This is a genomic window from Stenotrophomonas sp. 278 (genome assembly GCF_003935715.1).
Lineage (GTDB): Bacteria > Pseudomonadota > Gammaproteobacteria > Xanthomonadales > Xanthomonadaceae > Stenotrophomonas > Stenotrophomonas maltophilia_AH.
Window position 1 is genome coordinate 22,963 of the sequence record NZ_RHPP01000012.1, and the last position, 14,892, is coordinate 37,854.

A 14,892-nucleotide genomic window follows, 5' to 3' on the forward strand; every position below is an offset into this window, starting at 1 on the left:
AGTTCACCAAGGATGTTGCGCGGGCTGCTGTCGTTCAGCAGCATGACCATGATTTCCCGCGTCCTGGGCCTGGTCCGCGACCAGGTCATCACCACCACGTTCGGCACCAACGCGGTGACCGACGCGTTCTGGGTGGCCTTCCGGGTGCCCAATTTCCTGCGCCGGCTGTTCGCCGAGGGCTCGTTCGCCACCGCGTTCGTGCCGGTGTTCACGGAAGTGAAGGAAACCCGCCCGCACGCCGAACTGCGCGAGCTCATGTCGCGGGTGGCCGGCACCCTGGGTGGGGTGCTGATGGTGGTCACCGCACTGGCACTGATCTTCGCCCCGCAGCTGGCCTCGCTGTTCTCCAGCGGGGTGGACACCGACCCGGTCAAGCACGGGCTGCTGGTGGACCTGTTCCGCCTGACCTTCCCGTTCCTGCTGTTCGTGTCGCTGACGGCGCTGGCCGGTGGCGCGCTCAACAGCTTCCAGAAGTTCGCGATGCCGGCGCTGACCCCGGTGATCCTCAATCTGTGCATGATCGCCGGCGCACTCTGGCTGGCCCCGCAGCTGGGGGGCACCCCGGAGGAGCAGATCCTGGCGCTGGGCTGGGCGGTGCTGGCCGCCGGCCTGCTGCAGCTGCTGTTCCAGTTGCCCTCACTGAAGGGCATCAACCTGCTGACCCTGCCGCGCTGGGGCTGGCGGCACCCGGGCGTGCGCAAGGTGCTGACCTTGATGGTGCCGACCCTGTTCGGTTCCTCGGTCGCGCAGATCAACCTGCTGCTGGATACCGTCATCGCCGCCCAGCTCACCGATGGTTCGCAGTCCTGGCTGTCGCTGGCTGACCGCTTCCTGGAGCTGCCCCTGGGCGTGTTCGGCGTCGCGCTGGGTACGGTGATCCTGCCGGCGCTGGCCCGCCATCACGTCAGCACCGACAAGGCCGGGTTCTCCAACGCGCTGGACTGGGGCCTGCGCACCACGCTGCTGATCGCGGTGCCGGCCATGCTGGGGCTGGTGCTGCTGGCCGAGCCGCTGATCGCCACGCTGTTCCAGTACCGCCAGTTCACCGCCTTCGATACCCGCATGACCGCGCTGTCGGTGTACGGCCTGGCCGCCGGCCTGCCGGCCTTCGCCCTGCTCAAGGTAGTGCTGCCGGCGTTCTACGCCCGCCAGGACACCCGCACCCCGGTCCGCGCCGGCATTGCCGCGCTGGTCGCCAACATGGTGTTCAACTTCGCCCTGCTGGCGGTGCTGTACCACCTGATGGTCCCGGACGCGCTGAAGGCAGAGGGTGTGATGGCGGCGCTGGGCAAGCAGCCCGGCCTGCATCTGGCTCTCGGCATTGCCAGCGCCATGTCCAGCTACCTGAACCTGGGCCTGCTCTGGTACTGGCTGGGCAAGACCGATGTCTACGAGCGCAAGCCCGGCTGGGCAGGCTACGTCACCCGGCTGCTGCTGGCCTGCGCGGCCATGGTGGCGGTGCTTCTGGCCCTGCTGTACAGCATGCCCGGCTTCACCGGCATGGATAAGTGGCACCGCATCGGCAACCTGGCCTTGCTGGTCGGCGGCGGCGGCCTCACCTATCTGGTAGCGCTGGTCGCGATGGGCTTCCGCCCCCGTCACCTGCGCGAACACTAAACAAAGACATCGGTTCGACCCCGTAGAGCCACGCCCTGCGTGGCTGCCCTTGACGCCCCGGCTATACTTGCCGGTCATACCAAACAATACGTTGGCCTGGGTGGGCCGGAATTCCGATAGATGAGCAGGCTGTTCAGAAGCATCGAAGGCGGGCGTTTGTTCCCGCACGGAAGCGTGGTCTGCATCGGCGCGTTCGACGGCCTGCACCTGGGCCATCGTGCGCTGGTGCGCCACGCCGTCGCGCGTGCCCGCGCGTTGGGCGTCCCCGCCGTGGTGGTGGCGTTCGAGCCGCTGCCGCGCGAATACTTCGCCCAGGGCGAACCGCCGCCGCGGCTGACCCTCGCCCGTGACAAGGTCGCCGGCCTGAACGAGCTGGGCGTGGACGCCATCGGCCTGCTGCGCTTCGATGCGCGCATGGCCGCGATGTCCGCCGAAGCCTTCGTCGAACAACTGCTGGTGCATCGCCTGGGGGCCCGCGAGGTCTGGATCGGTCCGCAGTTCTGCTTCGGCAACCGCCGTCGCGGTGACCTGGCCCTGCTGCAGGCCATGGGTGCACAGCACGGCTTCACTGCCGGTGCGATCGACCCGGTCGACCTGCACGGCGAGCGCATTTCCGCCACCCGCATCCGCCAGCTGCTGCGCGAAGGCAACTTCGCCCATGCGGGCGACCTGCTTGGTCGCCCGTATGCGATCGGGGGCAGGGTGGTGCGCGGTCGTCAGCTCGGTCGCACGCTGGGCTTCCCCACCGCCAACCTGCGCTTCCCGAAGACGCCGGCGCTGGCCGGCATCTACGCCACCTGGGTGCACGGCGTGTTCGACCAGCCGTGGCCGTCGGTGTCCAGCTTCGGCACCCGGCCCACCGTCGAGGGCGTGGAGCCGCTGCTGGAAGCGCACCTGTTCGACTTCCAGGGCGACCTGTACGGTCGGCACATTCAAGTTGAATTCGTCGCCAAACTGCGCGATGAAGAGAAGTTCCATGATCTGGCCGCCTTGACCGACCAGATGCACCGTGACGCCGACCAGGCCCGTCACATCCTTTCCGAACACAGATTGCGAGCCACTGCGTGAGCCAGGACTACAAAGCCACCCTTCATCTGCCAGCCACTGAATTCCCGATGCGCGGCGACCTGCCCAAGCGCGAGCCGGGCATTCTGTCGCGCTGGGAAGACGAGGGCCTGTACGCCCGCCTGCGCGAAAACGCGCAGGGTCGCCCGCTGTTCGTGCTGCACGACGGCCCGCCGTACGCCAATGGCCAGATCCACCTCGGCCACGCGGTCAACAAGATCCTCAAGGACATCATCGTCAAGTCGCGCTACCTGGCCGGCTTCGATGCGCCTTATGTGCCGGGCTGGGACTGCCACGGCCTGCCGATCGAAATCGCGGTGGAAAAGAAGTGGGGCAAGGTCGGCACCAAGCTCGACGCCGTCGCCTTCCGCCAGAAGTGCCGCGAATACGCCGAAGAGCAGATCGATCTGCAGCGCCGCGACTTCAAGCGCCTGGGCGTCACTGGCGACTGGGACAACCCGTACAAGACCCTGAGCTTCGATTTCGAAGCCAACGAGATCCGTGCGCTGGCCAAGGTGGTCGCCAACGGTCACCTGGTGCGCGGTGCCAAGCCGGTGTACTGGTGCTTCGACTGTGGCTCGGCGCTGGCCGAAGCGGAAATCGAATACCAGGACAAGACTTCGCCGGCGATCGATGTGGCCTATGCCGCGCGTGATTCGCAGCAGCTGGCCGCCGCCTTCGGCGTGCAGCTGCCGGCCGGCGTGGAAGTGGCGGTGCCGATCTGGACCACCACCCCGTGGACCCTGCCGGCTTCGCTGGCCGTTTCGCTGGGCGCGGAAATCGAATACGCCCTGGTAGAAGGCCCGGCCCACAACGGCCAGCCGCGCTGGCTGGTACTGGCCTCGGCGCTGGCCGAACGTTCGCTGGCCCGCTACGGCGTGGACAGCGTGGTGGTGCACGGCCATGCCACCGGTGCCGCGCTGGAAAACATGCTGCTGGCGCATCCGTTCTACCCCGAGCGCGATATCCCGCTGCTCAACGGCGACCACGTCTCCGACGCCGACGGTACCGGTGCGGTGCATACCGCCCCCGGCCACGGCCAGGAAGACTATGCGGTGTGCCTGAAGTACGGCCTGGTGGAAAAATACAACGCCGGCCAGATCAACCCGGTGGACGGTGCGGGCGTGTACCTGCCATCGACCCCGCCGGCCGGTGACCTGGTGCTGGCCGGCCAGCACATCTGGAAGGCGCAGCAGCCGATCATCGACGTGCTGCGTGCCAGCGGCGCGCTGCTGGCATTCGTGGAAATCGTGCACAGCTATCCGCACTGCTGGCGCCACAAGAAAACCCCGCTGGTGTTCCGTGCCACTCCGCAGTGGTTCATCTCGATGGAGCAGGCCAACCTGCGCCGTGACGCGCTGGCCGCCATCGACACCGTGGGCTGGTTCCCGGGCTGGGGCAAGGCGCGCATCGCCAGCATGGTCGAAGGCCGTCCGGACTGGACCATCTCGCGCCAGCGCACCTGGGGCGTGCCGATCGCATTGTTCATCCACCGCGAAACCGGCGAGCCGCACCCGAACACCGTCGCCCTGATGAACCAGGTCGCCGACCGCGTTGAAGTGGAAGGCATCGACGTGTGGTACTCGCTGGACGCCGCCGAGCTGCTCGGCGACGAAGCTGCGCAGTACGAGAAGGTCACCGACATCCTGGACGTGTGGTTCGACTCCGGCGTCACCCATGAAGGCGTGCTGCTGGCGCGTGGCTACGGCAAGCCGGCTGACCTGTACCTGGAAGGGTCGGACCAGCACCGCGGCTGGTTCCAGTCGTCGCTGCTGACCGGCGTGGCCATCGACAAGCGCGCCCCGTACAAGCAGTGCCTCACCCACGGTTTCACCGTGGACGAGCACGGCCGCAAGATGTCCAAGTCGGAAAAGAACGGCATCGAGCCGCAGGAAATCATGAAGACCCTGGGCGCGGACATCCTGCGCCTGTGGATCGCTTCGGCCGACTACAGCAACGAGATGTCGCTGTCGCAGGAAATCCTCAAGCGCAACGCCGACGCCTACCGTCGCCTGCGCAACACCGCGCGCTTCCTGCTCGGCAACCTGGACGGCTTCGACCCCGCCCAGCATCTGGTCGCGCCGGCCGACATGGTCGCGCTCGACCGCTGGATCGTGCACCGCGCGTGGGAAGTGCAGGAGAAGATCAAGGCCTCCTACACCGCCTACAACATGGCCGAGATCGTGCAGCTGCTGCTGAACTTCTGCAGCGTGGACCTGGGCTCGCTGTACCTGGACGTCACCAAGGACCGCCTGTACACCATGCCGGTGGACTCGCGCGGCCGCCGTTCGGCGCAGACCGCGATGTACCACATCGCCGAAGCCTTCACCCGCTGGGTGGCTCCGATCCTGACCTTCACCGCCGACGAGCTGTGGGGTTACCTGCCGGGCAAGCGCGCCGACAATGTGCTGTTCTCCACCTGGTACGAGGGTCTGGTGCCGCTGCCCGCCGATGCGCCGCTGAATGCGGCTGACTTCGATCAGCTGCTGACCGTGCGCGAGCAGGTCGCCAAGGTGCTCGAGCCGATGCGTGCCAACGGGGCCATCGGGGCCGCGCTGGAAGCGGAGATCACCATCGCGGCCAATGAGGAAACCGCCACGCGTTGGGCTCCGCTTGCCGACGAGCTGCGCTTCCTGTTCATCAGCGGCGACGTCAGCGTGCGCCCGGCGACCACCGACGAGGTGTTCGTCAGCGCACAGCCGACTGAAAAGCAGAAGTGCGTGCGTTGCTGGCACTACCGCGCCGACATCGGCGTGGTCGCCGCCCATCCGGAACTGTGCGGTCGTTGCGCCAGCAACGTCGACGGTGCCGGCGAAGACCGCAGGTGGTTCTGATGACCGGTTCGCGCGTGCGTCCCAATGCACTGGTGTGGCTGCTGCTGTCGGCGGCCATCATCGGCCTGGACCAGTGGTCCAAGGCGTGGGTGCTGTCCAGCCTGCCCGAGTTCGAGCCCGTCGCCGTCATTGACGGCTTCTGGAACTGGTACCGCACCTACAACACCGGCGCGGCGTTCAGTTTCCTGAGCGACGCCGGTGGCTGGCAGCTGTGGTTCTTCACCGCGCTGGCGGTGGGCATCAGCGGCCTGATGGCGTTCTGGCTGTCACGCACCCCGCGCGGCCACTGGCGCAGCGCCGCGCCTTACGCCCTGGTGATCGGCGGTGCCATCGGTAACGTCATCGACCGCCAGGTGCATGGTCACGTAGTGGACTTCATCCAGTGGTACATCGGTGACCATTACTGGCCCGCGTTCAACATTGCCGACGCCGCCATCGTTGTCGGTGCCATTGGTATAGCTGTGTTCGGCCTGTTTGACGGCAAGTCCGCCAAAAAGGCGGATAATGCCAACCCGTAACATCAAGCCGGCGCTGGCCGGGAGACCTGTCTGATGGATGTGCTGCTTGCCAACCCGCGTGGATTCTGTGCCGGTGTCGATCGTGCGATCGAGATCGTCAAGCGCGCGATCGAAACGTTGGGCGCGCCCATCTACGTGCGTCATGAAGTGGTGCACAACCGCTTCGTGGTGGACGATCTCAAGCAGCGCGGCGCGATCTTCGTCGAAGAACTCGACGAAGTGCCGGACAACAACACCGTCATCTTCAGCGCCCACGGCGTCTCCCAGGCCGTGCGCCAGGAAGCCGAGCGTCGTGGCCTGAAGGTGTTCGACGCCACCTGTCCGCTGGTCACCAAGGTCCACTTTGAAGTGGCCCGTCACTGCCGTGCCGGCCGCGACGTGGTGCTGATCGGCCACGCCGGTCACCCGGAAGTGGAGGGCACCATGGGCCAGTGGAACCGCGAAGCGGGCACCGGGCAGATCTATCTGGTTGAAGACGTGGAGCAGGTCGCCACGCTGCAGATCAACCAGCCGGAAAACTTCGCCTACACCACCCAGACCACGCTCAGCGTGGACGACACGCGCGGCATCATCGACGCGCTGCGCGAGCGCTTCCCGGCCATGCAGGGTCCGAAGAACGACGACATCTGCTACGCCACCCAGAACCGCCAGGACGCCGTGCGCGACCTCGCCAAGCGCTGTGACCTGGTGCTGGTGGTCGGTTCGCCGAACAGCTCCAATTCCAACCGCCTCAGTGAGCTGGCCATCCGTGAGGGCGTGGAGAGCTATCTGATCGATGGCGCGCACGAGATTGATCCGGCCTGGGTGATTGGCAAGCAGCACATTGGTTTGACTGCAGGTGCCTCGGCACCGCAGGTGCTGGTGGATGGGGTGATTGCGCGCCTGCGCGAGCTCGGTGCGGGTAGCGTCGGTGAGCTGGATGGTGAGCCTGAGTCGATGGTGTTTGCGTTGCCGAAGGAACTGCGGCTGCGTTTGATTTCCTGAGAGGCGTGACGACCAACGGTCGTCGCCTACCGCGGCATGACGCATGATCGGCGTGACGACCAACGGTCGTCGCCTACCGCGGTCTTTCACTGGTAGGTGACGACCGTTGGTCGTCACCCCGATAACAACACCCCGTACGACGAAGGCATGACCTTCGGCCATGTAACGCTTGCCCCCACAGGTCTAGCATCAAGGATTCAGCCCCACCGGATCCAATCTTGATGCTCCTGCGCGCCGCCATCCTCTCTGCCCTGCTGTTCACCACCGCCGGCGCACACGCCCAAACCCCGCCGCCGCAGGACGTTCCGTTCCCCGGCACCCTGCGCATCGACGTCGACGCCCGCGACATCGCCCGCCGCATCTTCAAGATCAAGGCCACCATCCCGGCCCAACCCGGCCCGCTCACCCTGCTGTACCCGCAGTGGCTGCCCGGCGCACATTCCCCCAGCGGTCCCATCGACAAACTCGCCGGCCTGCAGGTCACCGCCAACGGCAAGCCGCTCACCTGGACCCGCGATCCCTACAACGTCTACGCCTTCACCGTAAACGTCCCGCAGGGTGCCACCAACGTGGTCGCCAACTTCAACTACATGTCGTCCCAAGGTGGCACGCAGGGCAGGGTGGTGATGACCCCCGACATCCTCAACCTGCAATGGAACGCCAACTCGCTGTACCCGGCCGGCGTGAACACCCGCAACATCCAGGCCCAGGCAACCGTCACCCTGCCGCCGGGCTGGAGCTACGCCACCGCACTGGAAACCGAGCGCCGCGACGGCGACACCGTGGTGTTCAAGCCGATCAGCTACGACCACCTGGTCGACTCGCCGCTGTTCGCAGGCCAGCACTACCGCCAGTTCGACCTCGACCCCGGCGCGAAGGTCCCCGTGCGTCTGAACGTGTTCGCCGACAACGCCAAGTCGCTGGAAGCCAAGCCGGAACAGATCCAAGCCCACCGTGCACTGGTGCAGCAGATCTACAAGCTCTACGGCGCACGCCATTTCGACCGCTACGACTTCCTGCTCGCCCTCACCAGCCAGCTCGGCGGCATCGGCCTGGAGCACCAGCGCTCCAGCGAAAACAGCGGCGACACCGGCTACTTCACCGAGTGGGACAGCACCTGGCTCGGCCGCGACCTGCTGCCGCACGAGTTCAACCACTCCTGGAACGGCAAGTACCGTCGCGGTGCCGACCTCACCACCGCCAACTTCAACGTGCCCATGGGCGACAGCCTGCTGTGGCTGTATGAAGGCCAGACCCAGTTCTGGGGCCAGGTGCTGGCCGCGCGCTCCGGCCTGTGGAGCGTCGACCAGACCCGCGACATGCTGGCCAACGTGGCCGCCACCTACGACCGCGGCCGCCCCGGGCTGGCCTGGCGCAACCTGCAGGACACCACCAACGACCCCACCATCGCGCAGCGCCGCGCGCTCGCCTTCCGCAACTACCAGATGAGCGAGGACTACTACTCCGGCGGGCAGATGGTGTGGCTGGACGTCGAAGGCAAGCTGCGCGCCTTGACCGGCAACAAGCGCAGCCTGGATGATTTCGCCAAGGCCTTCTTCGGCATGCGCGACGGCGACTGGAACGTGAACACCTACACCTTCGAGGACGTGGTGAGCACCTTGAACGGCATCGCTCCGTACGACTGGGCGACCTTCCTGCGCGAGCGCCTGGATGGGCACGGCCCGCTGATCGGCGGCCTGGAAGCGGCCGGTTGGAAGCTGACCTACACCGACGCTCCGAACGATGCGTTCAAGGCGCAGCAGACCCGCGCCAAGAGCACCAACCTGCTGTACTCGATCGGCCTGGCGGTCAGCGACAGCGGAGCCATCACCGACGTGCTCTGGGACAGCCCCTCGTTCAATGCCGGCCTGAGCCCGGGCATGACCGTGCAAGCCGTCAACGGCCGCGTCTACAAGGGCGAAGTGCTGAAGGACGCCGTAGCCGACGCCAAGACCGACAAGGCTCCGATCACCCTGCTGGTACGCAGCTTCGACCGCATCGATACCGTGCGCATCGATTACCACGGCGGCCTGCAGTATCCGAAGCTGGAGCGCATTGCCGGCAAGCCCGACCGCCTTGCCGAGTTGTGGAAGGCGCGATGAACCTGCGCCGCGACGCGCCGATTGTGCTGGCGGCTGTGGCCGCCATCATCGGCGCGTCGCTGGACGGCGACGGCCGATGGCTGCACTACATCGCCAAGCCGCTGACCACGCTGCTGATTGCCGCCATCGCATGGCGTGCCAGCGGCGATCCTGGCTACCGCCGCGCCATCCTCGTCGGCATGGCGCTATCCTGCATCGGCGACATCGCACTGATGCTGCCGTTCGACGCGTTCGTGCCAGGCTTGGTCGCATTCCTGCTCGCGCACCTCTGCTACATCATCGCCTTCCGCGCCGGCTTCAAACCGGGCAGGGCACTCCTGCTGGCCGCTGCGCTGCTAGCCATCTTCGCCGGCGGCAACCTTGTTGGCCTATGGCCACTGCTTCCCGATGAGCTGCGCATTCCCGTAGTCGCCTACGTCGTCGTACTCGCCCTGATGGCCACACTGGCCCTCGCACGCGGCCCACGCTTCGCAGCAGCAGGTGCTGTTCTCTTCGTCATCAGTGACTGTGCCCTAGCGTGGGACCGCTTCGGCGGCGGTCTGCCAGCCGCGAGCCTAATCGTCCTCAGCACCTACTACGCCGCGCAATACTGCATCGCCCGGTCTGTATCCCGGTAGAGTCGGTCGCAAGACGACTGCCCTGAAATCCTCAACACCCGGTAACGCATGACCCCAAACCGAAACGGGCTCTTCGCGCGCACCCAACGTCATTCCACATCCCCCGCACCCTCACACTTCCGTTCTGGATCACACAACCGATCCAACAACGCCAACGCCACCCCATTGCTCCACCCAAACCCATCCTGCAACGGATACTCCCCGCCGCCACCACCCCCAACTTCCCCCTCCACCACATACTTCTCCACCAACTTCCCCTCACGCTCATAAACCCGCTGCACCGTCCGCAAGAACCGCACCCCCACCTGTCGCGCCAACCCGTCCTGCCCATACCGCTGCAATCCATCCACGGCCACCCACTGCAACGGTGCCCACCCATTCGGCGCATCCCACTGCTGTCCGGTGTTCTCGGTTGTGGTCAGCAACCCACCTTCGCGCAGCAACTGAACCTCCACCGCCTGCGCCGTACGCTTCGCCTGCGAAGGCGAAGCAACCTCCAGCCACAGCGGGAACAATGCCGCCGCCGTGAGGGCCGGACGCGGCGTCCCACGCTCCATATCCCGATCCGCATACCAGCCCTGACGCTCATCCCACAGCAGCGCATTGATCGCTTCCCGCCGCTGCTTCGCCATGCGCTCGAAATCACGCGACACCGCACGCTCACCTGAAGCCCGCGCCGCCCGCGCCACCGTCTTCTCCAGATGGAACAGCAGGCTGTTCAAATCCACCGGCACAATCTGCGTCGTATGAATGCTGCTCAGCTCCGCCGGATGCACCAGCCAGCGCGAACTGAAATCCCAGCCCGATTCCGCCCCCGCACGCAGATCGCGATACACCTGCGACGGCTCACGCTGCGGAGCCTTCGCCGCCGTCGCCAGATCATCCGTCCACGACTCCGTGCGCGGCACCGCACGCGCATCCCAGTAACGGTTGAGCAGACTGCCATCGTTCATCCGGATCACACGCTCGATTGCCGCACCGGAAGCCAGTCCCTCTGAACCCCGCATCCAGAACGCATGCTCGGCGCGGAGCTGCGGCAGATACCGCTGATACGCCGCATCACCCTCATGCGTGGCCAGCAGGTCCACCATCAAGCTGAAGAACGGCGGCTGCGACCGGCTCAGGTAGTAACTGCGGTTGCCATTGGGAATGTGCCCGTACTGATCCAGCTGCCAGGCGAAGTTGTCCACCATGTCGCGCACCTGCTCCCAGCGCCCGCTGGAGGCCAGCCCCAGCAGGGTGAAGTAGCTGTCCCAGTAGTAGACCTCGCGGAATCGCCCGCCCGGAACCACGTAGGGCTTGGGCAGCGGCAGCAGTGAGCCGTTCGGGTCCACGGTAGGCGTCGCGCGAGTCAGATGCGGCCACAGGGTTTCTATGTGCGCCCGCAGCGTCTGGCCCGCAGGCGGAACGTAGGCGGCCGCGTCGCCCGGCAGGTTGAAGTGCTCGCCCACAAAGGTGCCAAGGTCGAACCCCGGCTGGGTGCGGACGCGTTGCCATTCCGCCACGGCCGTAGCGGGATCGCCTTTGGGCACCGCATCGGCAAAGGTTTTCTGGTCGGGGAACAGATGGGCGCGCTGCACCTGCTGAAACAGCGGTTGCCAGTGCTGGTCAGGCGGCGCGGGGAGGGCGTCGCCCGGAGTGGCGGCAGCGGCCAGCGGGGACAGGGTCAGGGCCAGCAACAGGCCAAGGCAGCGGGAGCGCAGGGGCATCAGGCAGTTCCAGCAAGGCTTTGCGCCACTCTACGGTCGATTGCGTCAACGCCCGGTGCCCGTTCAGCGCCTGGAGACTGCGACGGGGGCGTGGCAGATTGACCCTGAGGGGCGGTCACCTTAGAATTGCCTGCTAAGCCGGAATAGCTCAGTTGGTAGAGCGGCGCATTCGTAATGCGTAGGTCGCAGGTTCGACTCCTGTTTCCGGCACCAGTTGCATGAAAAGCCCCGGCCTTGGTCGGGGCTTTTTTGTTTGGGCTGAATGTCGGAAATCCTTGATGCCACTCGCGGAGTCGTAATCAAGCCGTTCTTCGCTTAAATGTCGTAATCGCCCCTCTGCAGCTCTCCCTGACGGGCTCCGTGCTGGAGCGGGTTGACTAATGGTGACTTCCTGCCTAGACTCCGCGCCAACAGAGCCAAATCCCCTCCTGACCCCGCGTCAGTGACGGTTTGGCCTTTTTTTTGTCTGAAGTTTGGACTACAGGGACGTGACCGACGCCAGTTACCCTACCGCCACCGCAAAACCCTTCCGGGACTACCCCGAACTTGTCGACATGCTGGAGTCGCGGGGGATGATCATCACGGACAGGGCGAGGGCGATTCGGAAGATTGCCCAAGTTGGATATTTCCGCTTGTCGGGGTATTGGCATCCTTCTCGACGATTCCACATGGAGCGTCACGAAGGGAAGCGCATCCTTAATTACTTGGATGAGTTTCAGTCGAATACTTCATTCGAGGCCGTGTTCCAGTTCTACCTGATGGATAAGTCACTCCGCATCCTCATGACGGATGCTCTGGAGCGCATCGAGGTTTATCTGAGGACAATCATTGCGCACGAACTGGGGCGGCATGATCCAATGGCGCACCTTGACCCTTCCAATGTCATTCGATCAGCACGTACGGTTCGAGATGGATCATCTGCGGGAGCATTGTCACCGCACTCGGCATGGCTGGCCCGGCACGACAAGCTGATAGCCCAGAGTCATGAAGACAGCATCCGGTCTCACATTGATGCCAGCAAGCCCATTCCGGTATGGGTTGCCAGCGAGGCATGGAACTTCGGTGCGGTTTCCAAGCTGTACAGCATGTTGACCCCGAGACATCAAGATAGCATTTGCCAACGTCTGGATATCCTGGAACGAAACGTGGTCGACAACTGGCTAATCAACTTGAATGCCGTCCGGAATCGATGTGCACACCATGCTCGGCTGGCCAATCGACCGAATCCTCGCACACTCATGTTGCCTCGACGCGGATACTTCAACGAGCTCAATCTTGATCGGCACGCAAAGGACCGCTTCTACGGAATGGTCGCCGTAGTGTGGTATCTGTTGAAAGCGATTGGGCCAAGCTCGGATTGGTTGGTGAAGGTGGCCGATGTGGTCGATACCATGCCGAGATTGCCAGGTCTCACTTTTAAGTCGATGGGCTTTTCAGTTGAGGGATTTCCGAGGCGCGAGTTTCGTATCGCCGCGCCTGCGGTTGCGCAGGTGCCCACCTTGGAGGAGGTTTGTTCGGCGACGATGGACGCATTTGTCGCCGCGAAGGAGTCAATCCTGGCCTTTCCTGAGAGTCTCGGTACCTCCGAGACACGCAAGCGCTTTGCCGAAGGCATGCTGGACCATCTGGTAGATTTCTGATTTTTCTCAGGTACGTGCACTTGGCTCGGGTCTTCGTGACCACGGCCGCACACCCTTCACGCCGCCCCTTCCACCCATTACCATCCCACCAGCGCGTACCGCTGGGGAGCGACGCGCGGTCAGTTGATTCAGCCCAATCCAAAGGTTGTTGTCACCTGCCGGTCGGTGTGACCGGACTTCAGGAGGAAGTCGCATGCGCAGCTGGATGTTGGCGGTGGTGGTGTTGTTCGCAGTGCCCTGTGTCGCGTCCGGTGCGTCGAAAGACCCCGCCAAGCTCGTGGCCACGCATGGCTACGCCTACATGTCCTTCTCCAAGGGTGGACAGGACATGCTGGTGGTCAGCCCGGTCGGCAGCAAGCGCGAGATCCGCATCCACATGGCGGCGGACGTCCCCGCCGTGGCCAAGATGCAGGCCATTGGCGACTGGCTGCCCGCAGGCAGGTACCGCATTAGCGGATGGGGCGCGTTGGAGTGGAAGGACGGCCCCACCTTCGAGATCAAGCCGGGGCGGGTCACGGACCTGGGCGACTATATGGCTGTCGATGTCGGCGGCTACAAGACGGTGATGCTGCCCATCGCGCACGCCAGCCGGCAGGACGCGGTGGCCGCCGCGTCCAGAACCTTCGTATCTCAGCTGGTGGACCCCGCGCCCATTCCGGCGGACATGGCGATGTCTGCCCCGATGGAAAGGACCTCTGTCGGCACCGGACTGGGGCTCGTGGGTGACCTGCTGATCGCCCACGATCGCAAGGTCAACAAACCCTCCACCATCAATGCGCTGCTGTCCGCCGAGGACCCGGAGGCGTTCCTGCGCCTCGCTCGTACGGTGACTTTGCCGGTGCAGGAAGAGCCCGCGGCCTTGCCGGATGGAACCCTGTATTTCCCTGCCGACTTCGGCCAGCTGCGCAAGCGCACGCCCGACGGTCACTGGAGCAACGTCGGCATGGACACGCTGCGCCAGATCACTTCGGTGGAAGCCCACGACGGTCGCCTGGTGGCGGGCAGCGACGACGGGCATATCCGTGAGAGCCGCGACGGTGGCACCACCTGGATGGAGCTGGCAGCGCTGGGCAGTAAGCAATCAGTGTTGGATATCGACCACACTGACGGCTACTGGGTGGTGACCACGGTGGAAAATACCGATCCCTTCAAGGAGGGCGCAATCCGGGTTCCCAATCCCATCCTCAACATGCCGTTCGTGCCCAGGACGGTGCGCCTGCGCATTCTTGTGGCACGGGCGGATGATCTGGCGGACCTGAAGCCTTCGCGCGAGTTCGCCATGGACATCAATGAGATGTGGGCGTGGCCGGGTCCGCAGGGGCAGCTTGTGGACGGTGACTACTACGTGCTGGCGGGAAACACGCCGCAGCGTCTGAATCTGGCATCTGGGCAATGGAAGGCCATTCCTCCCCGCGCAAGAACCTCCACGCTGCGGGTCAATCCCACCACCGGCGTGGTGTCGGCTTTGTGGGGGCAGGGAGCCTTCTCCAAGGTCTATTACTCCACCGACAAGGGCGATACCTGGCAGCAGATTGGCCGCCCGCCCTACGTGATCTGGGACGTGCAGATGGACACCGCGACCTCCGGCTGGGCCTCCCGATGGAACATGAATGCGTTTGGCGGAGACTGGGAGTTGTACAGCTTCTCGCGGCAGAAGAACGACTGGGATCATGTGGGTGATGCGCCATTCAACTGCAAGCCCATGCGCGTGAGTGCCCAGGTGCCGGTGTTCTGCATGACCCGGGACGCCAGCATCTTCTCGCTGCGCGATGGCAAATGGAACGTGGAGTTTTCTGCCCAATGAAT

At 64.8% G+C, this 14,892-nt stretch carries 10 protein-coding genes and 1 tRNA gene; 10 read left to right on the forward strand and 1 reads right to left on the reverse strand.

All coding sequences use genetic code 11. The features are described 5' to 3' along the window. The first annotated feature begins 12 nt into the window (after positions 1–12). The 7 genes from murJ to EGJ34_RS03790 all read left to right on the forward strand — a co-directional run bounded on the left by murJ (position 13) and on the right by EGJ34_RS03790 (position 9,737). Positions 13–1,617 carry a murein biosynthesis integral membrane protein MurJ gene (murJ, locus tag EGJ34_RS03760; RefSeq protein ID WP_125359222.1) on the forward strand — a complete coding sequence of 535 codons (1,605 nt, stop codon included), beginning with the start codon at positions 13–15 and terminating at the stop codon, positions 1,615–1,617. Between the two features lie 120 nt (positions 1,618–1,737). After that, a complete protein-coding gene (locus tag EGJ34_RS03765; RefSeq protein ID WP_125359197.1) occupies positions 1,738–2,685 on the forward strand; it encodes a bifunctional riboflavin kinase/FAD synthetase in 948 nt (315 codons plus the stop codon). Further along, entirely contained in the window at positions 2,682–5,516 is a 2,835-nt protein-coding gene (gene ileS, locus EGJ34_RS03770; protein WP_125359198.1) for an isoleucine--tRNA ligase, read from the forward strand. Before EGJ34_RS03765 ends, ileS begins: the two co-directional genes overlap by 4 nt. Then, positions 5,516–6,034, forward strand: coding sequence for a signal peptidase II (lspA, locus tag EGJ34_RS03775; protein ID WP_125359199.1), 519 nt, complete (start codon positions 5,516–5,518; stop codon positions 6,032–6,034). Before ileS ends, lspA begins: the two co-directional genes overlap by 1 nt. 33 nt (positions 6,035–6,067) lie before the next feature. Continuing rightward, positions 6,068–7,018, forward strand: a complete 951-nt coding sequence (gene ispH / locus EGJ34_RS03780) for a 4-hydroxy-3-methylbut-2-enyl diphosphate reductase (RefSeq protein WP_125359200.1) — start codon at positions 6,068–6,070, stop codon at positions 7,016–7,018. A 221-nt stretch (positions 7,019–7,239) separates the two neighbouring features. Next, on the forward strand, positions 7,240–9,120 hold the full coding sequence (locus tag EGJ34_RS03785) for a M61 family metallopeptidase (protein ID WP_125359201.1): 1,881 nt from the start codon (positions 7,240–7,242) through the stop codon (positions 9,118–9,120). Continuing rightward, positions 9,117–9,737: a lysoplasmalogenase gene (locus EGJ34_RS03790; RefSeq protein ID WP_125359202.1), complete on the forward strand. Its 621-nt coding sequence runs from the start codon at positions 9,117–9,119 to the stop codon at positions 9,735–9,737. The genes EGJ34_RS03785 and EGJ34_RS03790 overlap by 4 nt, the downstream gene beginning before the upstream one ends. An 89-nt stretch (positions 9,738–9,826) precedes the next feature. Here the strand turns inward: EGJ34_RS03790 and treA are convergent, their stop codons facing one another. Further along, a complete protein-coding gene (gene treA, locus EGJ34_RS03795; RefSeq protein WP_125359203.1) occupies positions 9,827–11,446 on the reverse strand; it encodes an alpha,alpha-trehalase TreA in 1,620 nt (539 codons plus the stop codon). A gap of 137 nt (positions 11,447–11,583) precedes the next feature. Here treA and EGJ34_RS03800 point away from each other — a divergent pair. The 3 genes from EGJ34_RS03800 to EGJ34_RS03810 all read left to right on the forward strand — a co-directional run bounded on the left by EGJ34_RS03800 (position 11,584) and on the right by EGJ34_RS03810 (position 14,890). Next, positions 11,584–11,659, forward strand: a tRNA-Thr gene (locus EGJ34_RS03800). A 275-nt stretch (positions 11,660–11,934) separates the two neighbouring features. Beyond that, entirely contained in the window at positions 11,935–13,086 is a 1,152-nt protein-coding gene (locus tag EGJ34_RS03805) for an Abi family protein (protein ID WP_125359204.1), read from the forward strand. 193 nt (positions 13,087–13,279) lie between these two features. Continuing rightward, a complete protein-coding gene (locus tag EGJ34_RS03810; protein ID WP_125359205.1) occupies positions 13,280–14,890 on the forward strand; it encodes a hypothetical protein in 1,611 nt (536 codons plus the stop codon). The last annotated feature ends 2 nt before the right edge of the window (positions 14,891–14,892 follow it).

What these genes read in the sequence shown, in the direction of transcription:
- murJ (WP_125359222.1), top strand. Translation starts at nt 13, where the DNA reads ATGTTGCGCGGGCTGCTGTCGTTCAGCAGCATGACCATGATTTCCCGC.
- EGJ34_RS03765 (WP_125359197.1), top strand. Translation starts at nt 1,738, where the DNA reads ATGAGCAGGCTGTTCAGAAGCATCGAAGGCGGGCGTTTGTTCCCGCAC.
- lspA (WP_125359199.1), top strand. Translation starts at nt 5,516, where the DNA reads ATGACCGGTTCGCGCGTGCGTCCCAATGCACTGGTGTGGCTGCTGCTG.
- ispH (WP_125359200.1), top strand. Translation starts at nt 6,068, where the DNA reads ATGGATGTGCTGCTTGCCAACCCGCGTGGATTCTGTGCCGGTGTCGAT.
- EGJ34_RS03785 (WP_125359201.1), top strand. Translation starts at nt 7,240, where the DNA reads ATGCTCCTGCGCGCCGCCATCCTCTCTGCCCTGCTGTTCACCACCGCC.
- EGJ34_RS03790 (WP_125359202.1), top strand. Translation starts at nt 9,117, where the DNA reads ATGAACCTGCGCCGCGACGCGCCGATTGTGCTGGCGGCTGTGGCCGCC.
- treA (WP_125359203.1), bottom strand. Translation starts at nt 11,446, where the DNA reads ATGCCCCTGCGCTCCCGCTGCCTTGGCCTGTTGCTGGCCCTGACCCTG.
- EGJ34_RS03810 (WP_125359205.1), top strand. Translation starts at nt 13,280, where the DNA reads ATGCGCAGCTGGATGTTGGCGGTGGTGGTGTTGTTCGCAGTGCCCTGT.